This window comes from Pauljensenia sp. 20925_1_25 (assembly GCF_041433955.1).
Lineage (GTDB): Bacteria > Actinomycetota > Actinomycetes > Actinomycetales > Actinomycetaceae > Pauljensenia.
The window spans coordinates 59,530-83,079 of sequence record NZ_JAPWCL010000001.1; the positions used below are offsets into that span (position 1 = coordinate 59,530).

General features: G+C 63.2%; 19 protein-coding genes. 12 read left to right on the plus strand and 7 right to left on the minus strand.

Annotation, left to right across the window (positions count from 1 at the left end):
• The first annotated feature begins 17 nt into the window (after positions 1 to 17).
• Positions 18 to 1,409 carry an AAA family ATPase gene (locus O3932_RS00350; protein WP_009647898.1) on the plus strand — a complete coding sequence of 464 codons (1,392 nt, stop codon included), beginning with the start codon at positions 18 to 20 and terminating at the stop codon, positions 1,407 to 1,409.
• Positions 1,376 to 2,461, plus strand: coding sequence for a 5-methylcytosine-specific restriction endonuclease system specificity protein McrC (gene mcrC, locus O3932_RS00355; protein ID WP_371535396.1), 1,086 nt, complete (start codon positions 1,376 to 1,378; stop codon positions 2,459 to 2,461). Before O3932_RS00350 ends, mcrC begins: the two co-directional genes overlap by 34 nt.
• On the opposite strand, the gene O3932_RS00360 is transcribed toward mcrC, so the two are convergent.
• A complete protein-coding gene (locus O3932_RS00360) occupies positions 2,433 to 3,635 on the minus strand; it encodes a DNA recombination protein RmuC (protein ID WP_009647899.1) in 1,203 nt (400 codons plus the stop codon). The two genes, mcrC and O3932_RS00360, sit on opposite strands and share 29 nt — an antisense overlap.
• A 118-nt stretch (positions 3,636 to 3,753) precedes the next feature.
• Here O3932_RS00360 and O3932_RS00365 point away from each other — a divergent pair, with 118 nt between their 5' ends.
• The 3 genes from O3932_RS00365 to O3932_RS00375 all read left to right on the plus strand — a co-directional run bounded on the left by O3932_RS00365 (position 3,754) and on the right by O3932_RS00375 (position 8,791).
• Positions 3,754 to 6,681, plus strand: a complete 2,928-nt coding sequence (locus tag O3932_RS00365; RefSeq protein WP_371535398.1) for an AAA domain-containing protein — start codon at positions 3,754 to 3,756, stop codon at positions 6,679 to 6,681.
• Positions 6,682 to 6,993: 312 nt separating this feature from the next.
• On the plus strand, positions 6,994 to 7,842 hold the full coding sequence (locus O3932_RS00370) for a DUF6318 family protein (RefSeq protein WP_371535400.1): 849 nt from the start codon (positions 6,994 to 6,996) through the stop codon (positions 7,840 to 7,842).
• Positions 7,832 to 8,791: a hypothetical protein gene (locus tag O3932_RS00375; protein WP_314736719.1), complete on the plus strand. Its 960-nt coding sequence runs from the start codon at positions 7,832 to 7,834 to the stop codon at positions 8,789 to 8,791. Before O3932_RS00370 ends, O3932_RS00375 begins: the two co-directional genes overlap by 11 nt.
• A gap of 399 nt (positions 8,792 to 9,190) precedes the next feature.
• Here the strand turns inward: O3932_RS00375 and O3932_RS00380 are convergent, their stop codons facing one another.
• On the minus strand, positions 9,191 to 10,063 hold the full coding sequence (locus O3932_RS00380) for an EamA family transporter (protein ID WP_299240527.1): 873 nt from the start codon (positions 10,061 to 10,063) through the stop codon (positions 9,191 to 9,193).
• A gap of 145 nt (positions 10,064 to 10,208) precedes the next feature.
• Between O3932_RS00380 and O3932_RS00385 the strand changes: the two genes are divergently transcribed.
• The 3 genes from O3932_RS00385 (at position 10,209) to O3932_RS00395 (ending at position 14,143) form a co-directional block, all read left to right on the plus strand.
• Positions 10,209 to 11,396, plus strand: a complete 1,188-nt coding sequence (locus tag O3932_RS00385) for a hypothetical protein (protein ID WP_371535403.1) — start codon at positions 10,209 to 10,211, stop codon at positions 11,394 to 11,396.
• A 144-nt stretch (positions 11,397 to 11,540) separates the two neighbouring features.
• Positions 11,541 to 12,530 carry a hypothetical protein gene (locus O3932_RS00390; protein ID WP_371535405.1) on the plus strand — a complete coding sequence of 330 codons (990 nt, stop codon included), beginning with the start codon at positions 11,541 to 11,543 and terminating at the stop codon, positions 12,528 to 12,530.
• A gap of 125 nt (positions 12,531 to 12,655) precedes the next feature.
• A complete protein-coding gene (locus O3932_RS00395; RefSeq protein ID WP_371535407.1) occupies positions 12,656 to 14,143 on the plus strand; it encodes an alpha-amylase in 1,488 nt (495 codons plus the stop codon).
• Between the two features lie 87 nt (positions 14,144 to 14,230).
• Here O3932_RS00395 and O3932_RS00400 read toward each other — a convergent pair whose 3' ends face one another.
• The 3 genes from O3932_RS00400 to O3932_RS00410 form a co-directional block, all read right to left on the minus strand.
• Positions 14,231 to 14,758: a GNAT family N-acetyltransferase gene (locus O3932_RS00400; RefSeq protein ID WP_371535409.1), complete on the minus strand. Its 528-nt coding sequence runs from the start codon at positions 14,756 to 14,758 to the stop codon at positions 14,231 to 14,233.
• On the minus strand, positions 14,746 to 15,045 hold the full coding sequence (locus O3932_RS00405; protein WP_371535412.1) for a DUF1778 domain-containing protein: 300 nt from the start codon (positions 15,043 to 15,045) through the stop codon (positions 14,746 to 14,748). The genes O3932_RS00400 and O3932_RS00405 overlap by 13 nt, the downstream gene beginning before the upstream one ends.
• A gap of 159 nt (positions 15,046 to 15,204) precedes the next feature.
• Positions 15,205 to 16,023 carry a YbjN domain-containing protein gene (locus O3932_RS00410; protein WP_314569388.1) on the minus strand — a complete coding sequence of 273 codons (819 nt, stop codon included), beginning with the start codon at positions 16,021 to 16,023 and terminating at the stop codon, positions 15,205 to 15,207.
• Between the two features lie 109 nt (positions 16,024 to 16,132).
• On the opposite strand from O3932_RS00410, the gene O3932_RS00415 reads away from it, so the two are divergent.
• Positions 16,133 to 17,230 carry an EcsC family protein gene (locus O3932_RS00415; RefSeq protein ID WP_371535416.1) on the plus strand — a complete coding sequence of 366 codons (1,098 nt, stop codon included), beginning with the start codon at positions 16,133 to 16,135 and terminating at the stop codon, positions 17,228 to 17,230.
• A 24-nt stretch (positions 17,231 to 17,254) separates the two neighbouring features.
• Here O3932_RS00415 and O3932_RS00420 read toward each other — a convergent pair whose 3' ends face one another.
• Entirely contained in the window at positions 17,255 to 19,474 is a 2,220-nt protein-coding gene (locus O3932_RS00420) for a hypothetical protein (RefSeq protein ID WP_371535419.1), read from the minus strand.
• A gap of 282 nt (positions 19,475 to 19,756) precedes the next feature.
• On the opposite strand from O3932_RS00420, the gene O3932_RS00425 reads away from it, so the two are divergent.
• Positions 19,757 to 20,347 (plus strand): GNAT family N-acetyltransferase, encoded by a 591-nt coding sequence (locus O3932_RS00425; RefSeq protein ID WP_296505042.1) that lies wholly within the window; start codon positions 19,757 to 19,759, stop codon positions 20,345 to 20,347.
• Between the two features lie 145 nt (positions 20,348 to 20,492).
• Positions 20,493 to 20,957: a MerR family transcriptional regulator gene (locus tag O3932_RS00430; protein WP_009648199.1), complete on the plus strand. Its 465-nt coding sequence runs from the start codon at positions 20,493 to 20,495 to the stop codon at positions 20,955 to 20,957.
• Between the two features lie 92 nt (positions 20,958 to 21,049).
• Here the strand turns inward: O3932_RS00430 and O3932_RS00435 are convergent, their stop codons facing one another.
• Positions 21,050 to 21,823, minus strand: a complete 774-nt coding sequence (locus O3932_RS00435) for a family 20 glycosylhydrolase (protein ID WP_371535422.1) — start codon at positions 21,821 to 21,823, stop codon at positions 21,050 to 21,052.
• A 225-nt stretch (positions 21,824 to 22,048) separates the two neighbouring features.
• Here O3932_RS00435 and O3932_RS00440 point away from each other — a divergent pair, with 225 nt between their 5' ends.
• Positions 22,049 to 23,542: a glutamine synthetase family protein gene (locus O3932_RS00440; protein ID WP_371535664.1), complete on the plus strand. Its 1,494-nt coding sequence runs from the start codon at positions 22,049 to 22,051 to the stop codon at positions 23,540 to 23,542.
• The last annotated feature ends 8 nt before the right edge of the window (positions 23,543 to 23,550 follow it).

Sequence of the window (23,550 nt, forward strand, 5' to 3'; positions counted from 1 at the left end):
TTCTCAAGGAGGTAACAATGCAGGGAGCAGCTCTCGGGGATGACGGCGTTCAGACCGTGCGCTACTGGCTCTACGCGCCCGGTGAGGACGCGTCCATGTGGGAAGAGTTCTACGAGCGTGGCGTCATGGGGCTTGGCTCGGCTGCTCTCGGTGATTTGTCCGTGTACACCAGCAAGCAAGAAGTGAGGGAGCGGATGCTTGAGGTCTACCCTGACTACGGACGACAGACGAATGACATTCTTGCTGCGTGGCAGTTCACGAAGGAGATGAAGCCGGGCGACATCATTTTCGCTAAACGAGGCACCAAGGAGATCATCGGGCGTGGCATCGTCACTGGAGAATACTTTTACGATAGCGATGGTGACAGATTCCCCCACCTTCGTCATGTGAGATGGACCGGAAAAGGTTGCTGGAGCCTAGACAAGCCGTTTGCGCGAAAGACGCTCACGGAGGTTAGCGACTACACAGATTTCGTGGGCGGGGTTGAAGCACTCTTTGAGGAGAGCACGGAGGCAGCTGAGAGTGTTGTGCCATCGGAGCCTTTAACCGAGTATTCCGCCCGGCACTTCCTCGACGAGGTCTTCATGGACGAGGGACGCTACGGCGCGACCGTGGGCGTCCTGCGCGCCAAGAAGAACATTATCTTGCAGGGTGCGCCCGGCGTGGGCAAGACGTTCGCGGCCAAGCGCCTCGCCTATTCGATGATGGGCGTCAAGGACGCCTCGCGCGTCATGCTGGTCCAGTTTCACCAGAGCTACTCCTACGAGGACTTCATCGAGGGATACCGCCCCTCTGGTGAAGGCTTCGAGCTGGTCAAGGGTGCCTTCTACTCCTTCTGCAAGAAGGCCGCCGACGACGAGGAGAACGACTACTTTTTCATCATCGACGAGATTAACCGAGGAAACCTCTCCAAGATCTTCGGTGAGCTGTTCATGCTCATTGAGAGTGATAAACGCGGGCCGAAAAACAAGCTCCAGCTGCTCTACTCCCGCGAACTCTTCTACGTGCCCCGCAACGTGTACATCATCGGCATGATGAACACGGCGGACCGCAGCCTCGCGATGCTCGACTACGCGCTGCGTCGACGCTTCGCCTTCGTGGAGTTGCGTCCCGCCTTCGACTCTGATGGCTTTTGCGCCTACCGCGCCGGGCTCGGGCACACTCTGTTCGAGGCATTGGTCCGTGAGGTGGAATCCCTTAATCGCGCGATCATCAAGGATGAGTCGCTCGGTGAGGGATTCTGCATCGGACACAGCTACTTCTGCAACATGGACGCCGACACCTGCACCGACGCAGCCCTGGCCTCGATCGTGGAGTACGAACTCATCCCGATGCTCAAGGAATACTGGTTCGACGAACCCGGCAAGATCCGCGAGTGGAGCGACAGGCTGCGCAGGTCGCTGCGGTGATTCGCGTCCGCAACATCTTCCATATGCTCGCCTACGCCTTCTCGGCGCTCACCGAGCAAGGCTACCGCGCCGTGGCCACGGAGGACTTCGACAACGCGGCCGAGCTGTGTGCCGCCATTCTCGAGCGAGGCGTGTCCCTCCAGCTCAAACGAGGCCTCGGGCAGGAATACGTGAACCGGACCGAGGCACGCTCCTCGCTGCGCGGCAAAATCGAGGTCACCGAATCCGTGAAATCGCAGGCGATCTGGCGCCGCCAGCTGGTGTGCTCCTACGACGAGTTCAGCGTCGATACGACGATGAACCGCGTCATCAAGGCGACGGTGGCGCTGCTCGTGCGCTCGGACATCTCGAAGGCTCGCAAGAAGAGCCTGAAGAAGCTCATGGTGTTCTTTGCCGACGTGAGCGATATCGACCTGCACACCGTCGACTGGAACATGCGCTACGACCGTAACAACCGCACGTACCGTATGCTCATGGCGGTGTGTTGGCTCGTTGTCAAGGGCCTCCTCCAAACCCAGAGCGACGGCAGCGTGCGCATGATGGATTTCTTCGACGAACAGCGCATGAGCCGCCTCTACGAGAAGTTCATCCTCGAGTACTACCGCAAGAAACACCCGCAGCTGCGCGCCAGCGCGTCCTTCATCGACTGGGCGCTGGACGATGGTTTCGCGGTCGGCCTGCCCGCCATGCGCAGCGACATCACCCTGAGCGCTTGCGGCCGCGTGCTCATCATCGACGCGAAGTATTACACCTCCACGATGCAAACGTACTATGAAAAAAAGACCGTAAAGTCGGGGAACCTGTACCAGATCTTCGCGTACGTGAAGAACAAGCAAGTGGCCCTCGAGCGCGCGGGGGAGAGCGTTGAGGTGTCGGGCATGCTCCTCTACGCTGCGACCGACGAGGAGGTCCAGCCCGACTTCAACTATCGCATGAGCGGCAACCGAATCAGCGCGACGACACTCGACCTGGATCGCCCCTTCGAGGAGATCCGCGCACAGCTGGATGGTATCGCCGACACGCTTACTGGTCCGTCAACTCCGGCTTCGTGAAGGAGCGGACCTGGGCAGCGTCCGATTCTATCTCAGGGGCTGTCATGGTCTTCTTCGACGCTGCCTCGAGGGCGCTCACGGAGCGCGCCCGGGACAAGAGCCGGTTCTCCATGGAGGAGACAGCCTTGTTGTAGTAGTCCACGCTGCGCGCCAAGCTCTTGCCCAGGTTCTCCATGTGGCTCGCGACGACGCCGAGCCGCTCGTACAGGTCGCGGCCCAGCGCGATGATCTGGTCCGCTTGCTCGTTGATGTTCGTGCGTGCCCACGCGGTCGCGCACGTGCGCGCAACCGCGAGCAGCGTGACGGGGGAGCACAGGGCCACCCCGCGTGCCATCGCGTCGTCCAGGAGCGATGCGTCCGCGCGCAGCGCCGCCGACAGCGCAGCCTCGGAGGGGACGAACAGGATGACCAGCTCGGGGGAAGAGCCGAGCAGACGCGCATAGTCGCGCGACGCCAACGCCTCGACGTGAGAACGCAGGGCCTTCGCGTGCGCCGCCAACTCCGAGCAGCGGCGGGCCTCCGCCATCTCGCCGCTTTCCTCGATGCCGCAGGCCCTCAGGTACGCGTCCATCGGAGCCTTCGCGTCGAGTGCCAGGAAACCCTGTCCAGGCAGGTGAATCGTTACGTCGGGACGCCCGCGCTCACCCGATGCACTCTCCGCGCCCAGGCCTCGTCCCTGAGTGAGCGAACCAACCGAGCGCTGCTCCGCGAAGTCGACGTGCGGCATCATCCCCGCTGCCTCGAGGATGCGGGCCAGCTCGACCTCGCCCCACGTGCCGCGCGCACTGCGCGAGCGTAGCGCGCCCTCCAGGGAGGCGGTCGTGCGGGCCAGCTCGACCTCGCGCTGGGCGGACTCGCGCAGCTGCTCGGCGAGGGCGCCGTGTTGGCGCGCCCGCGTCTGTTCCATCTGATCGACGCGCTGCGTCATTTGCTCAAGCTGGGCGCGAACCGGGGCGAGCGCCTGCAGGACAGAGGCGTCGCCCTGGGAGCGAGCCTCGGCGGATTCGACGCGACGCGAGAGTTCCTCCGCGCGCGCCTGCCACCGGGCGACCTGCGCGCGCAAGGCGACCACATCATCGCCCGGCTGTGACGCCCGGCGCGCCACCGCCCCCACGTATCCGAGCAGAGCGCCCACAACCAGTCCAACCAGGAGAAAAACAAGTGACATACCCATAACGGCACGATACGAAGGGCCATGCACATCTGCGTCCCGCCGGACTGCAAGCCGCCACCAATCGACCCCGCGTCCAATCAGTCGCCTATCCTGGGTGTAAGACTCATGGGGGAGGGGTATGGAAGCCGTCGATCCGCGCACGATGCACGTCCTGATTCGCGATAAGAACACGCCGAACTGGCAGGATCACACCTGGAAAGTCGCGAAGGCGTGCCGCGACGGGAATCGCGTCGTCGTCACCTATACCAACGGCAAACAGTATCCATACGGCGAGGATCGGGTACGCCTCTACGACCAGGTTGAGCGCCGCAAGGTCGACGCCCTCGATGAGATCCGGGTGTGCGGGCAGCGCTGGAACAGCGTCGAGATCATCTGGACGCTCCGCCGCGCGGGTCACCCGCGTAATCCGCGCTACACGCTGGCGTATCGGAAAGCTGACGGCACGCTCGCGCTTCGGCGCTACGGAAGCGACGAGGTGAGGGCATCGTTCGCGACGCCGGAGCAACGTAAGAACGCCTCCATCCTTGACTATGTCCGCGAGGAAGTCCGTGCGCAGGCGCGACGGGCCGGGGCGACGCTGGACACGAGCGAGCGCTATCCCCGGTGGGTGGGCGAGGGCGCGTCTGCACCGGCGGCCATTCTCGCAAACGTCTGGGAGCGGCTCCCGCAAGCGCCGCGAGGGTCCGCCCTCGAAGCGTTCCTCGCGGGGTCGACGTCCGCGACGACGGGCGCGAGCGACCATCTCCTCATGCCCTTCCACTCCAACATTGATCAGCGCAATGCGATTCGCGCCGCGCTCACCCACCAGATCTCGATCATCGATGGTCCTCCCGGCACGGGCAAGACACAGACGATCCTCAACCTGATCGCCTCCCTCATCGCGCAGGGTAAGACCGTCGGCGTCGTCGCGGGTGCCAACTCCGCGGTGGATAACGTCATCGACAAGCTGACAGAGGAAGGCTACGGATTCCTGGTGGCCAGCCTCGGGAAAGCGGAGCGCGTCAAGGAATTCCACCAGCGTGAGGGGATTCTCGAGCAGCGGCGCGAGGCCTGGGCCAAGAAGGCGTCCACTGCCTCGCCGGGTGCATCCGCCCGTGCTAACGAGGCTGCGCTGCGGGCCGAGGAGGGACAGCTCGTCGCCCTGTGGGAGGACGCACGAGACATCCCGCAGATCCGGGCACGCCTGACCGCGACCCAGCGTGAACGCTTCCTCTTCGAAGAGAAAGTGAAGGAAAGCCGCCGCCCGCTCGCGGAAATTTCGCATCTGGCCGTCGTGCGGCGCAGTTCCGCGACCATCGCTGACCTGCTTGCCCTTGCCCGCTGCGCGCCGAGGCCTGGGCACAGTCCTCGAGGCTTCATCGAGCGGGTGCGCCGCTACTTCGCCTACGGATCGTTGAAGGGCATCGACCTGGAGGACCCGGATGTCCAGTTGGCGCTTCAACTCGCTTTCTATCAGGCCCGCGAACGCGAACTCGGCCGTCGCATCGAGGAGGCGGAGGCGCGCGCGGCCCGCCACGGCCTCGTCGAGGTGAGTGCGCAGTACCGTCGCCGTTCCCGCGAGGCTTTGGACGCCGCCCTCCAGGACCGTTTCGAGCGCGAACGCCCGAGCCGTCTGAGCTCCAATCAGTGGCTCAACCGGCAGACGGACATCCTCCTGCGCACCTACCCGGTGATCGCATCCACCTGCTTTTCGATCCGCAATAACCTGGCCGAGGACACGCTGCTCGACTGGATCATCATCGACGAATCGTCGCAGGTCCTGCTCCCGGAGGGAATAGCGGCGCTGAGTAAGGCTCGCAACGCCGTCATTGTCGGCGACGCGCGGCAGATCGGGCCGATCTTCCAGGGCTGGGACGAAAGCAAACGGCAACCGCCCGCGAAACGATTCGATGTGCGCTCGATGTCGCTGCTCGATTCCGTCAAGGCTATGACCGAATCTGAACAAGTTCCCAGCACCCTGCTCAAGGAACACTACCGCTGCCACCCCGCAATCATCGAGTTCTGCAACCGCATGTACTACGGCGGCCAGCTGATCCCGATGCGCGTGCCGGCGGAGGATGCCCCCGATCCACTCGCGATCGTCTACGCCGCACCGGGAAACCACGCGCGGCGGCCTGCGCGCGGGGGAAGCTTCTTCTCCCAGAGGGAGATCGAGATTATCGCCCAGCTCGAAGACATGCGGGTCATCCGCAAGGGGATCGAGGCGAATGATAAGGACGAGTCCGGCGACTTCGTCCTCGGTGTCGTGACCCCGTTCCGTGCACAAGCAACCGGCCTGCGCCAGCGTATCCGCGCGGACCTCGGGGAAGGCCAGCACGCCCGATGGCTGGCGGAGACTGCGCACAAATTCCAGGGGCGCGGCGCTGGAACGGTGGTCCTATCCACGGTCCTCAACGCGCACGACCGGGCCGCCGCGCGCGAGTTCTACGACTCTGACGCCATGACGAACGTCATCGTGTCGCGCGCCAAAGACCGGTTCATCGTCGTCACCACGCACGGCGGCGTCCGCCTGAGCCGAAACATTAGGACGCTGCTCGATTACATCGAAATGTACGACCCGAGCGCCGTCGTTCAGTCCGACATCGTCTCCATTTTCGATGTCCTCTATAACGCCTACAGTGCGTCGCTCGAACGCTACTCGCGCGCCAAGTGGGCCGACCGTCGGCGCTCGCCCGCCGAAAACATCGCCGACCAATGCCTGCGCGAGGCGCTCACGGAACCAAGGTACGCTCGCTTCGGCTATCAGACCGAAGTATTCCTCAGGGACGCGCTGCCGAACACTCGTCGCCTCAGCGAGGAGCAGCGCGCCTTCGTGTTCACGGATAGCGCCCTCGACTTCGGGGTGTACTCGCGGGTGACCGGGCGCTTGGTCCTCGCCATCGAGGTCGACGGCTGGCAGTATCACGGCAGCAGCGAACAACAGCAGCAGCGCGATGCGCGCAAAGACTCGATCATGGCCGCGTACGGCGTTCCCGTCCTGCGCTTGCCGACGAACGGCTCGGGGGAGGAGCGACTCATCCGCGAGGCACTCGACAAGCTGCTCTGATCGGTGGTCGGCACCCGGTGATCGGTGGTCGGTGTCCGCTTGGTGGGATGTGTGACAGCTGCGTTCGCTGCCCTGTGGTTGTCCCTCATCCGCGTTTGACGAGGTCGGGGCGGGGTTGTGTGGTAGCGCGCGCGTGAGGTGGGAGAACGTTTCATGGTGGTTACTGGGCATTCTTAGTGTTTTGTGTCGGTTCTGGGCGTAGCCTGTGTTCTTAACAGGGCGTGTTTCCGATGGTGGGGGTGCGCTGGAGGATAGCTACCTCATTGTGGAGGTTGAGAGAACATGATGGTTCCACCGTTGTCCGAGCGGCCCGTGACTGAGGAGGACGAGGAGCAGTTCCGGCGAGAGTCCATGCCGCGCACATACACGCTGCGTCAGCGGTGGGCCGACTATCGGGCCGAGGTGAGAGCCAACCGCCCCAAGGGCGCGAAGGCCCGGGTGCGGGCCTGGCTGCACGTCGAGCCGTTCTATTGGGGGATGCGCGCCGCCTACGTTGTGCTTGTCGTTGGGGCAGTCTTCGCCGTTTACATCAACGGCGTCGCTAACGGTTGGTGGCACGCGTGGGGTGAGAAACCCACCGTCGCAGCCACCACCACGCCCACCGCCAGGCCCGTCCCATCCGCGTCAAGTCCCACCGAGGCAGCGATGTCGGGCGGCTACCAGATCGGACCCGACGGCGTGCTCGTGCGCCCCGCCGAACACGCCGCATCCACCTACACCAAACCAGAACTACCCGAAGAAGCCAAGGAGAACACCGAGAGGGGCGCAGAACTCGCAGCCGAACACGCCTTCTCACTTCTCATATATGCCTGGAATACAGGTGATACACAACCATTCGCAGATATCACTCAGTCCGGCGACGGCTTCCGTGAGACTTATATCGACAAAGTCAAGAAATCTTACGCGAGCGGTTGGACCTACGGCATGCACTCAAGCATCACACGGATCGTTAAAGTCGAGCCTGTATCAGAGCAGAAATGGGGAGCACAGCCCAACACTATTGGCGTACAGTTCAAAACTGTAACAAGCAACGGAGTGACGTGCGTCAACCAAAAAATATCCACTGATGAGAGCGAATACAGGTCTAGTGTCACCTTATTCATGACATGGAAGAACGAACACTGGGTTGTCACTGACGGGGATATCAGCAATGATAAATAAAATCCGTTCAACGCTCGCTTTTGCCTCTATTGTCGCGACTGCACTTTTGTGCGTAAACATATCTTCAGCGGCGGGCGACGACAATGCTGGAGGTTGTGCAGATAATCCAGACGCGAAGCTTGGATTCTGCGTCACAGCTGATGGAGACAAAGCTGGAGCAAGATATTGGAAAACTGATGAAAACGAATCGGAAGGAAATCCAGCTGCCAGCGATCCATCCGCGCTCGATGACCAGCGCCCAAAAGAGACAGCGCAGGCAGCAGTTGCTCCTGAGGCGAAAATGGGCTGGCATTGGGAGGCATGTGTCCTCACTGCCATCGGTAAGGAAGCCAACAGTCGTATCGCCTCGGACTATGAGTGCGACTCTCCCCCACCTACCAACGACAAACAAGAACAGCAAGATCCCGGTCGGCAGCCCACAACGGAAGAGATTCTTTACACGGCCGCAGCCGTGATCCACGCTGACGGGGCCGGGTTGTATAAGCGACCGTTGGGGGTCTCCTACACGAACAAGTTCATCCCCACCATCGTCGCGGTCACCAGCCCCACCCAAACACACGTCATCAACCTGCTGGGACGCGACATCACGATCACGCTCACCGCCACGAACTACGAATGGAACTGGGGAGATGGCACCCCCAACCTGGTCACCACCTCCACAGGATCAGTGTGGTCCGAGGGCATGGATTTGAACACCGACCCGAATCTGATCCGCCACTACTACACCCCGCCCCAAGGCTGGCGCTCCATGCTCGACGGCCCATACCCCCACGAAGACCGCGACATCACTCTCACCACCACGTGGAGTGGAACCGCCACCAACCCCTTCACCGGAGAAACACAAACCATCAACGGCCTCGTCACCACCACAGAAACAACCGGCAAATTCCCCCTGTCCCACCTAGTCATCAACAACACCGACACCTGGGAAGAAAAACAAGGCCACTAGTCACAGGATGATTCAGACTGCGCCCCCTCTACATGAGGTGGGTTGTGGTGCGGTGGTTCGGCGCGTCGTCAAGTCAGTCGGGAAGGGCTGCGAATCGCTCCCTCACGCGTTGGCAGTACCCTTCGTCGATCTCTATCAATGCTTTGATTGTTCGATAAATTTCAGAGTTCTGTTCTGATAGCACCGTCGGCGCATGCGTTCATCACCTTCGAAGTTGCGCAGTAATAAAAAGGAGGGAATGCGACCAGAATGATCGATCCCCTCCCGACCCGGCCCGGCTAACCAGGCTAAGCCTACGTTGTGCGTTGATAGTAACACCCGGGCTTCGGTATCTGTCAAGTCAAGGCGGTACGTGTACGCGGATTGATGCTGGGTGTGCGGTGCTGCGCGCAATGGGCCCTACGCCACCACCATGGCCGCCGTGCCCGCGCACATGAGGGCGAGGCCAGCCAGGTATCGCCGCGTGAAACGCTCGTGAAACACGGCCGTCGAGAAGGCAACGGTGACGAGAATCGACAGCTTGTCGATGGGGACGACGACCGATGCGGGCCCGTCTTTCAGCGCGTGATAGTACGCCAACCACGACGCGCATGTCGCGGCACCTGACGCGATGATAAAGGCCAGCTCGCGCGCGGGGAACGACCGCACCTCGCGAATACGCCCCTGCCATGCCACGATCACCCACGCCATGGCCAGCACGACGAGCGTGCGCACCGCAGTTCCTAGCGTCGGATCGACCCCGGAGATACCGACCTTGCCCAAGATCGACGTCAACGCGGCGAACAGCGCGGACGCGAGCGCGTACGTGAGCCAACTACCGCCCCGGCGCAGGGCGAGCGGCAGCCCAGAAAGGTCGTCGGGGTCGACCATGAGCAGGGTCCCCGCCGTGATTACAACGATCCCGACAACACTCCAGGCGGTCACAGGCTCGCTCAGCAGGATCAGGGCCAGGAGGATCGCCAGGACCGTCGACAGTTTGTCGATGGGGGCCACGCGGGATACGTCGCCCCGCGCGAGGGCCGCGAAGTAGCACAGCCACGAGGCCCCGGTGGCCAGGCCCGACAGGATGAGAAACAGGAGCGACCGCCCGTCGATGGTGCCGAGGGATGACGCCGATCCGACCATGGCGGCCATGCCCCACGCTCCTGCCGCGACGACGACCGTTCGTAGGGCCGTCGCCACTGTGGAACTCGTCGTCGCCACTCCAGCTTTCGCGAGGACCGATGTCAGCCCCGCGAACAGGGCGGACAAGCAGGCGGCGAGTAACCACATGAGACTAGAGTAGGCCCGTTCCTGATGTTCTTGCACCCGAGCAAAATGACGGTGTGTCATGGGCGTCAGATCGCGAAAAAAGTAGGTTATAGTTGTTGACTATTCGCCTCTGTGTTGAGGCAACAACGCTATGTAAAGGAACAAGATGAGCGAAAACATCGACGAGCTTGGCATCAACGGTGAATTCGAAGAAGACGGCCGGGAGATCGTGCTCGACACGAGCGGCGAAGTGGAACTCACGGACGAAGCAACCGAGGGTGTCGATGAGCTGCGCGAAACGATCGCCCAGCAGGACTCGGAGGCCGAAAAGTACGCGATTGAATTCCTCAAGAAGGTCGTGCGCATCCGTGGCGTGCGCATCACGAGGGATGAGTTCCTTCGCCAGGAGCTGCGCAAACTTCACATGAGCGACGAGGCGATCGCGAGCGCGCTCGACTCGAACCCTGTGCTGGCCGGTGTCTGTCTGACTGATCTCGACAAACTTGCGGACGGTGTCATCTCATTCGAGACGAACAAGTCCGCGGCGATGTCCTTCGCGGCTGGTATCCCCGGTGGCTTCGCGATGCTCGGCACGATCCCCGCGGACCTGACCCAGTATTACGTACACGCCTTCAGGATCATGCAGAAGCTCGCCTACCTGTACGGATGGCGCGAGCTCCTCAGTGACATGGATGAGGTCGATGACGAGACGATCGGTGTCCTCGCGATGTTCTTCGGCGTCATGCTCGGCGTTGGCGGCGCGGCCCAGTCGCTGACAGTGTTCGCGCGCTCGGTCGCGATGCCCGCGTTCCAGAAGCAGCTGACCAAGCAGGCACTTACTAAGACCTCGTGGTACCCGGTCATGAAGCAATGCCTGCGCTTCATCGGCATCAACCTCACGAAGAAGAGCTTCGCCCAGGGTGTCTCCAAGGTTATTCCAGTCATCGGCGGTGTCGTGTCGGGCGGCATGACTTTCGTGTCGCTCCAGTCCCAGTCCACCCGTCTCAAGGGTCACCTGCGCGAGCTGCCGCCTCCTGGAGTCGATGCCGAGGTCTGGAAGCAGTCGGTCAGCGAAGCGACTTCCAAGGACCAGGAACAGGGTGTGCTGGACAGCGCGCAGCGGGCGCTCGAAAGCACGACCAAGGTCGTCGCCGACGGTGCGACGAGCGCGGCCTCCGCCATCGCCGACGGTGCGACGAGCGCGGCCTCCGCCATCGCCGATGGTGCGACGAGCGCGGCCTCCGCCATCGCCGATGGTGCGACGAGCGCCGCCTCCGCGATTGCCGATGGTGCGACGAGCGCCGCCTCCGCGATCACTGGCGGAGTCAAGGGGCTCTTCGGTTGGAATAAGTAGCATCTCGGAGACGAGGCCGGGACTGAGGCGCGCTCATCCGTGAACTCAGCCCCGGCCTCGTGCATGAGGAGAGGCAGGTCCCACGCTAGAGTGTGCGTAGATGTCAGTGAGCTGTCGGCGGACAGCGAGACGTGAAGGAGCGCAATGCTCGGCAAGACGAATGACTATGGAGTGGATGGCGAGCTGCGTGGAATCACCGCTGAGCAGGCCTCGTCGGCGGAACAGCACGGACTCGACTTTCTGAAGAAGGTCGTTCGATTCCCGGGCGTGCGGATTAACCGCGATGAGTTCTTACGCCATGAACTGACGAAGCTGCGCGCAAGCGAGGAGGTCATCGAGCGGGCGCTGGCCACCAGTCCCGCGCTTGCGGGCGTTCCGCTGCTGGCCCTCGACACCCTCGCAGACGAGACGATCACCTACGAGACGAACAAATCGGCCGCACTTTCCTTCGCGGCGGGTCTGCCCGGAGGATTTGCGATGCTCGGCACGATCCCCGCGGACCTGATGCAGTACTACGCGCACGCTCTGCGGATCATGCAGAAGCTCGCCTACCTGTACGGGTGGCGTGACCTCCTCGCCGACGTGGACGAGGACGAAGAGATGATCGGTGTGCTCGCGGTGTTTTTCGGCGTCATGCTGGGGGTCGGTGGAGCCGCCCAGTCGTTGATGGCCTTCGCGCGCATCGCCGCCAAAACCGCCTATCAGAAGCACGTGACCAAGCGGGCTCTCATGAGCGTCACGTGGTACCCGGTCGTGAAGTACTCGCTGCGCGTCATCGGCATCAACATCACGAAGAGTAGCTTCACGAAGGGGGCCTCGAAGATCGTCCCTGTGATTGGTGGATTCGTGTCGAGCGGCCTGACCTTCATGGCGCTCCAGACCCAGTCGGCACGCCTGAAGGGGCATCTGCGTGAGCTTCCCCCTCCCGGGATCGACGCCGAGGCCTGGGCACAGCACGTCCTCGACACGATTCCGGCGCGCGGCAAGCAGCTCGTGGCGGACGGCGTCCAGAAAACCATGAAAGGCAAGGCGCAGGTCGTGATGGTCGGGGCGAAGAGCGCGGTGTCGGGCATCGCGGAGGGTGCCACGGGTATTGCGGGTGGCGTGAAACAACGCTTGCGGAAGGGGAAGTAGGTGCCCACGCACGAGGCCGTGGCTGGGAACCGCGCGGACTTGCTCAGCCTGACCACGGCCTCGTGTGTTTAACTCGCCACTGTTTGTCGAACGAGGACTCCCAACGCTCGGCAACCTGCCACCATATGCGGGTGAGTGACACGAAAAAGAAGCCCCTGCATTCTTCGACCCAAGAGGCAGGGCCCCTGATGCTGCAGGCTTTCGCCTGGGACATGGCACCGGATGCGAGCCACTGGCGATACCTGGCGCAGCACGCGCAATCGATCGCGGACCTGGGCGTCACGATTATCTGGCTGCCGCCCGCATACAAGGGAAACTACGGTATCAACGACGTCGGCTACGGCGTCTACGACCTGTACGACCTGGGCGAATTCAACCAGAAGGGCACAATCCCCACGAAGTACGGGACGAAGGACGAATACCTGGCCGCTATCGACGCCCTGCACGAGGCGGGGATCGCCGTGTGCGCCGACATCGTCCTCAACCACCGCATGGGCGCGGATGCGACCGAGATGGTGCGCGCGATTCCGATCAACCCACACGACCGCCATCAAGCCCTCGGCGAACCCGAAATGATCGAGGCGTGGACCCGCTTCACGTTCCCGGGCCGCGGCGGCGCCTACTCGGACTTCACGTGGGACTGGACATGCTTCCACGGCATCGACTGGGACCAGGCGACGCAGCGCAAGGGCCTGTGGCTCTTCGAAGGAAAGCACTGGAACGAGTCCGTCAACACCGAGTTCGGCAACTTCGACTACCTGATGGGCTGCGACGTGCACGTCACGGACCCGCGCGTCAGCGAGGAGCTGGACCGCTGGGGACGCTGGTACGTGGAGACGACCGGCGTGGACGCGCTGCGCCTGGACGCCGTCAAGCACGTCGGATCCGACTTCTACGCGCGCTGGCTCGAAGACCTGCGCACCTCCACGGGCCGCCTGCTGCCCGCCGTCGGCGAGTACTGGAGCGGCGACGTGCGCGAACTCGAGGCCTACCTGCACGAGGTCCCCAACGCCATGCTCTTCGACGTGCCTCTGCACTACCACCTCCACCAGGCATCGGTCTCGGACGGCAACGTCGACCTGTCGCGCCTGTGGGAGAACACGCTGACGGCGTCGATCCCCGAGCTGTCCGTCACCTTCGTCGAAAACCACGACACGCAGCCCGGACAATCCCTGGCCTCCACGGTGGCCTCCTGGTTCAAGGCGGCCGCCTACGCGCTGATCCTCCTGAACGAGGCCGGGGTGCCCTGCGTCTTCTGGGGGGACCTCCTGGGAACGCCCGAGACCGGCGACCTGCCCGCTGTGCGTGAGCTCCCCATCCTCATGGGCGTGCGCTTCCGCGCCGCGATCGGCCCGCAGCACAGCGCCTTCGACAACCCGGACGTTGTCGGTTTCTCCCGCGAAGGTCGGGCGGACGTGCCCGGCACGGGCTGCGCCGTCATCCTCTCCGACCGTCGCGCCGCCGAAAAGACCCTGTACGTGGGAACCCACCACGCGGGCGAGGAATGGGAGTGCCTCATCGGCGGCCACCCGTCCGTGCGCGTCGCCGACGACGGTACGCTGACGGGCACCGTCAGTGACGGGGGCCTGAGCGTCTACGTGCCGCGCGTCTGAGCGTGACGCAGCCCGGGCCTCGTCGACAGGGACGAGGCCCGGGCCCGCGCGCGGCTCACCGAAGCGGCGGCGCGTGACGGAGGGCAGCTACTCGTGCGCGGTACCCAACGCGAGTGCAATCGTTTGCGTCGGCACGATGAGCTGCAGCGGGGCGATGGGCGAGACCAGTGCGTCAACGTGATGCGTGTAGAAGTCGCGTGCGTGCTCGTCCTTGCAGTGGATGAGCAGCGCGGCGATTCCGAACTGGTCCGATGCCGCGAGAGTCCGGCGAAGCGCGTCGAGCAGGAGCGTCGCGCCCACACCCTGCCCCTGTACTCGGCGGTCAACCGCGAGCCTGGCCAGGAGCATGCACGGGATTGACCGGGGTCGGTGGGCAGCAAAGTCATCCGGCGACCACTCGCGCCGAATCGTCGCTGCCGCTAGCGCGTAGTAGCCGGCGATACGCCCGCTCTGCTGGCACACGTAGGTCACCGCGTTGTTGGCCCGCTGGTTTTGCCACGCATAGCGGTGAAACCAGGTGTCCAGTTCGTCGTTTCCACACGTGAAATCGCTGCGCTTGTCATGGCGCGCCAACCGGCGGGGAGCGTCGAGCACCGGGAGCTCTAGTCCGTCCATGTCAGCGTCGATCCGACGGGGGAGGGGCGGGCGGCGAGCGCTTGGATTTTTGTCGTCGGAAGCGGCGCGTCCAGGGCCTCCAACAGACGCTCGAAATCCTCGTCTGTTGCGACGAATTCCGTGCGGTCCTCCAGCACCTGATCCGCGCGTTCCAGGGCGGACGCGAGGACAAAATCGCTCAGCGACGTCTGCGTAGTGCTCGCGACGTAGCGCAGCTTTTCCTCCTGCGCAGGCGTCAAACGCAGGTTGATGCGAGATGACTTTGTGGCAGTCGTGTGCGCAGACATGTCGTGCTCCTTTCCGCTCGTACATACATTGTATGCCGGATCGGGGAGAGTAGTGACAGCTGAGCACATAACGAACCCGGGCCTCGTCGACAGGGACGAGGCCCGGGCCAGCGCACGCTCGCGGCTCACCGGAGCGGCGGCACGGACGGGTCGGGCCGTTTACTCCTCCGTGCCGCCCAGCGCGGGGATGCGCTCGATCTGATCCTTGAAGAAAGACTCGGCACTCGAGATGAAACGATCAAGATTGACGAACAGCTGCGAGTCAGTCAGGCCCAGACGGGCAGTCACATACTGCTCGGCGCACAGGCGTTGACGGCCGTCGTCCAGAGCCGCGACGTAGACCTTGGGCCACGTCGTGGACGCGTTCCAGTCGTTACAAGCCTGTAGGAGGCGCGAACGCAGCTCCATCGAGACCTCTTCGCGCACAGCGCCCCACATGCTCACGTCCGCGCCGTCGTTGACGACCGAGAACACGTAGAAGCCGTTCGTGAAGCCCGTGTGCAGGCGGTTGTCCTTCACGTCGTAGGCGTAGTCATTCGTTTCGAAGAAGTCGACGACCCGCTGAAGATCAACGGGGCGCACAATCCGGCGGCGATCAAGAGCGCGCTTGCACTGCTCGATGACCTCCGGCGCGTGCTCGTTGGTCGGATCCATGGCGAGGCACTGCTCGAGGTAGGTCAGCGCGCTCTCCTCCTCATCCTGCCAGTACAGGGCGGTGCCAATGCGATAGTACCACACCGGGTCCGCCATGCCCTCAGCTTCAACGCCGCGCAGCAGCTCGACGGCGTGCCCGATGAGTTCCTTGAAGGAATCCATGTACGGCTGCGCGTAGTTAATGTAGGCGCGCGCCAGCAGGCCAGTCAGCTCGTAGTCCAGCGACGTCGGCGCATCGCGTTCGATGAGCGCAATGATCTTCTGGTGTTCTTGTTCTTCATGCAGAGCATTGATCTGCGCGATGAGCTGTGAGCGCGAATCCACGGGCGTTCCTCCCACGTGAGGTCATGAGTGAGTACCGAAACACAAGCATAACAGGGGAGGGGGAAACGCCCGAGGGGCGTGGGAGGACGCCGCTGTGTAGGGTGGAAGCGTGAAGGAAGAGGCCACGACCGAGGAACCTGCGCCCGACGACACACGCGCCCGCATGAGTGCCGCCGACGCGGCCCAATGGGACGATATTCAGCAGTGGAAAGAGGCACAGATTAGTCCCCTGCGTCCTCGCGTCATTTCCCAGCGCCTGCGCGCCTACGCAATGGCACCTGTCAGGAAGGCAGTCAGGCTCGCGCGAAAGGTCCCCGGCGGCGCGGCCATCGCCTCGACGATGTCTTCGTCGGCGCTGCGCCTCATGGAGAAGGCGACGTCGGTATCCGAGGCCTCGGTGCGTCGCGAGCGCATTCTGAAGTCTTACCGAGAGGCGGGTTACGATGTTGAGCGGCTGGAGGATATCCGTAGCCTCGGTTTGAGCCTCGACCAGATTCGCCCGGTGAGACCTCACCTGAAGATTGCGTATTCGAGCGCCGTGGCTATCGAAGGTGCGCTGACCAGCATCGTCGCGACGGGAGGTTCGGTCGCTGCCGTCCTCGGCCTGGGGATCATCTCGGCCCCCGGCATTGCGATCACGACCTTTGCGCTCGCCCTCGACATCGTAACGTTCCTGGGCGCTGCGACGCGCCTGGTCTCCCACACGGCGGCCTATTACGGCTACGACACGGTTGATCCCGCGGAAAACCATTTCGCCACGATGGTTCTCTCCCAGGCGATCGATCCGAAACGCGCTACCGGCAACCAGGTTGTCGAAAAGCAAACGACGTTGATCGCCGTCAACAAGGTCGTGCGTGACATCGCCAAGCAAGGGCCAATGGATGCCGTCGGGACCAACGCGATCTCGGCTGCCGTGAACCCCTTGGTTGCTTCCCTTGGCTCGCGCCTGGCGGGCATGAAGGTTGCCCAAATTGTGCCGTTCATTGGCATCCTCGTGGGCGCGTTCCTGAATGCCTCCCTCATGCGCACGATCGGCGACACGGCCGACCACCTCTACCGGGAGCGTTTCCTCGCGGAACGCTACGGATACATCGACGAGGCCGGGGAAGACTCCACGGGCGTCGTGAGCGCCGCGGTGGCCGACGAAATCAGCGCCGATAATGCCTCCACCCTGGAAGAGACAACAACCGAGGGGCGCTCGCACTAACGAACGCCCCTCGGGTCTCACACGTCAGTTGCGTGAGTTCCAGTTCTGCCAGTCGTCGTCCTGCGCGTCGACGGCGATCACCGGCATGTGCGCGGTAGCGCCGGGCGTATTGCCCTCGGGCAGCGCCTGTGTGGCCTCTTCTTCACCCTTCTGCTTGTGGCGCTTCGACCAGGGCCAGCGGCGCTTCTTCTGCGCTTGCGGCTCCGGACGGACCTCTTCGCTCCACGAGAACTGCGAGGTCCAGCTCTCCTGGAAGCCGCCGGATTGCTCGGGAGCCTGGGGTGCCGTGGGAACCTGCTGCGCGGCAGCGCCCTGATCTACCGGCGGGAAGGGCTGAGCGGGTGCCGCCGGCATGGGCTGCTGAGGTACCTGCATCTGCGGTGCGGCCGGGATCGCAGGAGCCTGCGGTGCCTGCCGGGCTTGCGGGGCCTGCTGGGGTTGCGGGGCCTGCTGGGGTTGCGGTGCCTGCTGGCTCGCGGCGGGGGAGTCCCAGTCGAAGGAATCCATCCTGTCGAACTGAGGCATCTGCACGGTGGGCACGCCTTCATCCGAGTCATCCCCAAGGGACGAGGCCGGGGCGGGCATCGCCTCGGGCGCGACGCGTGGCTGCGGCGCGGCAACCGGCTGAGGTGCGCCAGTCGATGCGGGGGCGGAGGACGCTTCGGGCGACGCGACGTGTTCCGGCTCAGGAGCTGCGGCCTGCGCGGGCGACGCGGCAGATGCTTGCTGGGTGGGGACCCGCAGCAGCTTGACGGTCGGGACGTCAACGTACTGAGGTGCCTCGGCCGGCGCTTGCTCGGGAGCGGGCGCGTCGACCTGCTCCGGCTGCGCGGCGGACTGAGCGGGTGTGGGTTGCTCGGGTTGGGGTTCTTGTGCGGGTGCGAGATCCGTCTGCGCCTCGGGCTTGTAGCGCGGGAGCTTGACGGTGAGTACGCCGGGGTCTTCGGGTGCTGCGGCGGACTCGGCTTCGGGTGCGGGCTGGGACTGCGCCTCGGGCTTGAAGCGTGGGAGCCTGACGGTGAGCATGCCGGGGTCTTCGGGTGCTGCGGTGGACTCGGCTTCGGGTGTGGGTTGGGCCTGTGCTTCGGGCTTGAAGCGTGGGAGCTTGACGGTGAGCATGCCGGGGTCTTCGGGCGTCGCAGCTGGCTCAGCGGGGGCGGGTTGCTCGGGCTGGGGTTCTTGTGCGGGTGCGGGTTGTGCCTGTGCCTCGGGCTTGTAGCGTGGGAGCTTGACGGTGAGCACGCCGGGGTCTTCGGGCGTCGCAGGGGCGGTCTCAGGTGCAGGCGCAGGAATGGGGGCTGCGGGTGCTGCCCCATGGGACGCCGCGACTGGGTCCGTCTTGGGTGCTTCGACCGGCTCAGCAGCGGGAGCCGCGACAGGTGAGCCTTGGTCGTCGTAGGTGCCGAATAGCTGTGTCTTGGCGTCGGGGTCGGCTTGGTCGTCGTAGGTGCCGAACAACTGCGTCTTCGCATCGGGATCTGAACCGCCAAATGTCGTGAGCAGTTCTGTCTTCTCACCCGACATGGAAGCGGTACCGCGGACCACCGCGGCACCACCCATCGTGGGCTGCTGCGGCTCGTGCTGGGGTGTCGCAGGGTTGGGACCGCGCTGATCGGAGGGGGGCATGCCCATGGGAGCACCGAGAGGCTGGCCGGGGATGCCGCCAGCTGTGGGAGCGTAGATGGGCTGCGGAGAAGCAGCCGGGGTGGGCCCCGTCTGTCGTTGCCAGACGAAGCCCGTTTCGCGCGGCGTCGGGTCACCGGGTGTCGCATTCTGCGCAGGGTAGGGGTTGTGCGTTGCCCCCTGACCGAACTGAGCGGGACCACCAGTGTATGCCGAGGCCTCGGGCATGCCAGGCCGCGCCGGGAAAGGAACGCTTCCCTGGCCTGAGGGGGGCACACGCTGAGCCTGTGACTTCTTCTTGGCCTTCTGTGAACGCAAGGCGTAGACGATGAAGACGACCACCAGAACAAGGATGATGATGCTGATGATCAGGGCGGTCAATAGCCACAAAGATGGAGTCGACGATGCCTCCTCAGCGGCGGCACGCAACGGTGCGGCCACGGTGGCGCTGCCCTTGTTCTCCACGGAAAGGGCCGATGCCGCGTCAGTGAGGTGGACGTCCGTAGCCAGGACGGACGTCTCCGACAAAGGCGGGATCGCGGCTGCGTAGGCCCCTAACGACGGGGTCGACACGATGAATAGGGTCCCGAGCGTTGCGCACAGGGTGCGGAAAAGTCGCATGCAATCCTCCTGGATCTAGGTCACTCGATTATCGTCTGTTCGCGCGCGCAAAGCAATGGAGGGGACGATGCCCGAGAATGTCTGACCGAACGTCAAGTTGGTATGCCTCGCATGTCAAAGAAAAAATCCTCTAACTGACAAGGTCTCCTGAGAAATCATCGCGTAGTATGACAACCGTCTACCTGACGTCAGGTTTTCGACCTTATTACGAGGTGCTATCCGGTCTAACAGAGGAGGGGCGCTGTGAAGTGTCGGCCCGCAACGAGTGCAGATATTCCTGAAATGACACGCATTATCACGGAAGGATTTCTTGACTATCCATTTCATCTCACGCTCAAGCCGTATGTCTACCAGACGGACCGTTACCCACAATGTCTGGCTGTCCTCAATGAGATGATGGCGAAAGCCTACCTGGCCTCCAGGAACGCTCTCGTCGTTGAACATGAGGGACAGGTTATCGCCGTTGCACTCATGCATGATCGGCCAATCGGCTTCTGGCGTAACGTGGTCAGCGGCGGGTATCGCCTCTTCCGCTACGCATCTCCGCTCTTAGTGGCTGACTTTGCCCAGGCGGCCTACGACGGAGATCAGGTCGCTATCGATAATGGCGATTTTGACTGGTATCTCGAGATTTTGTCGGTCGATAAGCGGATGCAGGGTCGGGGAGTAGGCCGATGGCTCGTTGCCAAAGTCCTTCCTGACTTTGTGGCCAAGCGGGGTGGGCGCGCGTACGGACTGGTGACGTGTACGGAATCCAATGCTCGCTTTTATACGAATGGTGGCTGCGAGCTGCTGGGGCGTGCGGAGAAGAAAATGCGAGATGAACCCTTCTCGATTTGGGCCTTCCAGCATCGAGCGGAGCTTCTCCGATGATGGTGGTCTAGCGGTCGAACTCCCGTCGCGGTCGTGAGTGGCCGCACGGTCACGCGGATGCGATCTTTGTGCAGGTCGCGCCGCGTGATGCACGTCCCCCAATTCCGCTTGACTTCAAGGGCTTGAGGTCTTTTAGGGTGAGGTCATGGCAGGAACAGGCTCCGGGCGCACGTACTCTATTAAGGAGGTAGCGGCGCTCGTTGGCTTGCCCCCATCCACCCTGCGCTATTACGAGGATGTCAGCGTTATTCCTGCCATTGCGCGCGATCCCTCGAGTGGGCATCGTATCTACACGGAAGGTGACTTGGAGCTGCTCACCTGGGTCGCGTGTCTGTCGGCGTCGGGTATGTCGATTGCTGATATGCGGGACTACGTGCGCTCGGGTTTGGGTGTAGACCGTGATATTTCCGAGTTTATTTCCCTCCTTGAGCAGCAGGATGCACGCCTTCAGGAGGAAGCGCAGATCATCGAATTACGCCGTGAGTTCTTGCACACAAAGGTCGAGTATTGGCGTGCAGTCAAACGTGAGGACGCGCTAGAAGCTGAGCGCTTGGATACTTGCGCGCGTGAACTTGCTGAGCGCTTGAAATCGTGGTCGCCGCGCTCATAGGAGCCTGGCGGGGTGGGGTTCCATGCCTGCTCCGGACCTCGCCCCGCTAGGGGGCACAGGGCCGCGTGTCTGAATTGGCGCGCGGCCCTCACTTATGTCCGCGGTGTCTTCCAGTAGGCAACGGTGTGGCGCAGGTAAGTGAGCTCGTTGTCGATCAGAGGGGAGAGCTGCTTCCACGGTAGTGTGACTGATCCATGCCATGCGGCCTCGGCGGTGACGAGGAGGTGGGGGAGTAGGTGGAGGAAGGCCGGGTCTGAACTCGTGATCCTGGTGGGGTGGATGAGGGCTTCGACTCCTCGTAATCGTTCGGTTGACATGGCCTCCGGCAGTCGTGAGTGGAGCTGGTGTGCCTGCTCGAACGGTGTGGAGTCGTATGTGGCCGTGGGGCCGTCTCGCCCGTGTGTGTGGGGGAGCGGACGAGGCTCGGGTTGCTCATCGTGGGATAGGCGCGGATCGGGGCATCTGTACGTGGGGTAGGCGCGGATCGGGGCATCTGTACGTGGGGGGAAGGAGATTTCGGGGATGATGCGAATGTCGCGAGCCGCCGCGTAGGTGACGAGGTGGCGGATGTCGGCCTCGGAGTAAAAGCCGTGTGCGCAGTGGGGTGGGTGTGCGAGGCCGCCTCCTAATCGGAGGGAGGTCGCGTGCCCATCGGTTGCCGGGCGGGGCGCTTGTGCTCCTGCGCCGGTGAGAAGGTGGAAGCTGGGGATCGGGATGCGCCATGCCGTGTCGTTGGCGAGTCGCCAGTGCAGGACGTTGAGATGGTATCTGGCCATGATGGTGAGGAGAAGCTCTACGTGGGGCACTGGCCAGAACGTGTGCGCTGAGTCGATGAAGACACCGCGCCAGGAACACGCGGGGCGCATTGTGGAATCGTGGGGGATGGATAAAGCTGCGATCGCCGTTAAATCTCCTCATGTACAGCTAGTAAAAGTGTAACAAGCGTCACTAAAGCTCTGTCTTTGTTTGATGGGGAATGGTCGCGAAAAAAGTGGACATCGGATGGCGGCGTGCGGGTGTTGGAGTAGCCGTGTGGTGGTAACGTGTGAGGTGATCGTGTGAAACAAGTCATGCTCGAAGAGGAGTTTGAGATGCTCTCGACCGACACCGTCTCCCTCAGCCCGAATCCCCTCGTGCAAGCCTTAGGGAAGCCCGCGCAAGAGTTCACGAAGGCCGACATCATCGGATACATCGAAGACAATCGGATCTCGATGCTAAACCTTCGCTACGTCGGCGGAGATGGCCGGCTCAAGACCCTTAACTTTGCGATTCAATCCAAGGCACATCTCGACCGCGTCCTCACCCTCGGTGAACGCGTCGACGGATCCTCGCTCTTCACCTTCGTCGAGGCGACCTCCTCCGACCTGTACGTGGTACCACGCCTGGCCACCGCGTTCCTCAACCCTTTCTCCGCGATCCCCACGGTGGAGTTCCTGTGCGGTTTCTACGATGTGAGCGGAGCGCCCCTGGCCTCGGCCCCGCAGGAGATCCTGCGCAAGGCTCAGCGCGCCCTCGAAGCGGAGACAGGCTGCACCCTCGAGGCCCTCGGCGAACTCGAGTACTACCTCTTCTCCCCGGAGGACCCGTTGTTCCGGGTCGAACCCCAGCGTGGCTACCACGAGTCTGGGCCGTTCTCGAAGTGGGAGGACGTACGTACCGAGACCCTGCTCCACCTGGTGAGCATGGGGTGCGCCGTCAAATACGCTCACTCCGAGGTCGGTAACTTCGTGTCGGATGGGCGTCAGATGATCCAGCAGGAGATTGAGTTCCTGCCCGTAGACGCGTGCGCCGCGGCCGATCAGATGGTGCTGGCCAAGTGGGTGCTGCGCGAGGTCGCCCACTCATACGGCATCGAAGTGTCCTTCTCGCCCAAGATTGCGGTGGGGCAGGCCGGATCCGGCATGCACTTCCACACCCGCCTGGTCAAGGACGGCGTCAACCAATTCTCTACGGGATCGGGCCTCACGGAGGCGGCCTTGAAAGTCATCGGCGGCTACCTGTCGCACGCCGCGTCGCTGACGGCTTTCGGGAACACCGTACCCACCTCGTTCCTGCGCCTCGTGCCCCATCAGGAGGCGCCGACCGCGATCTGCTGGGGTGACCGTAACCGCTCGGTCCTCGTGCGCGTGCCCCTCGGGTGGCAGAACATCGACGACTCGATGTTCCGGGACGCGAACCCGAACGAGCCGCCCATCGCAGGACTTCCTAACGACTCGCAGACCATCGAGCTGCGCAGCCCGGACGGGTCGGCGGCCATCCATCTGCTCCTGGCAGGTATTGTGGTTGCCGCGCGCATCGGGCTGACGCGGCCCGGCATGGCCGACTACGCGCGCAAGCGCAAAGTTGACGGTGACGCCTCACAGACCCCCGGCCTCGACCAGCTGCCCTCCTCGTGTTTCGAGGCCGCGGGCCGCCTTCTCGCGCAGCGCGAAGACTACGAGGAAGGTGGTGTGTTTCCGGTCGGTCTCATTGACTCGTGGGCCGCACGCCTGGTCGAGCTGGGCGACATGCACCTGAGAGATGACCTGGCCGACTCGCGGGTGTCCGTCGAAGAACTCGTCGAGCGTTACTTCCACATCGGCTAGAACACCCG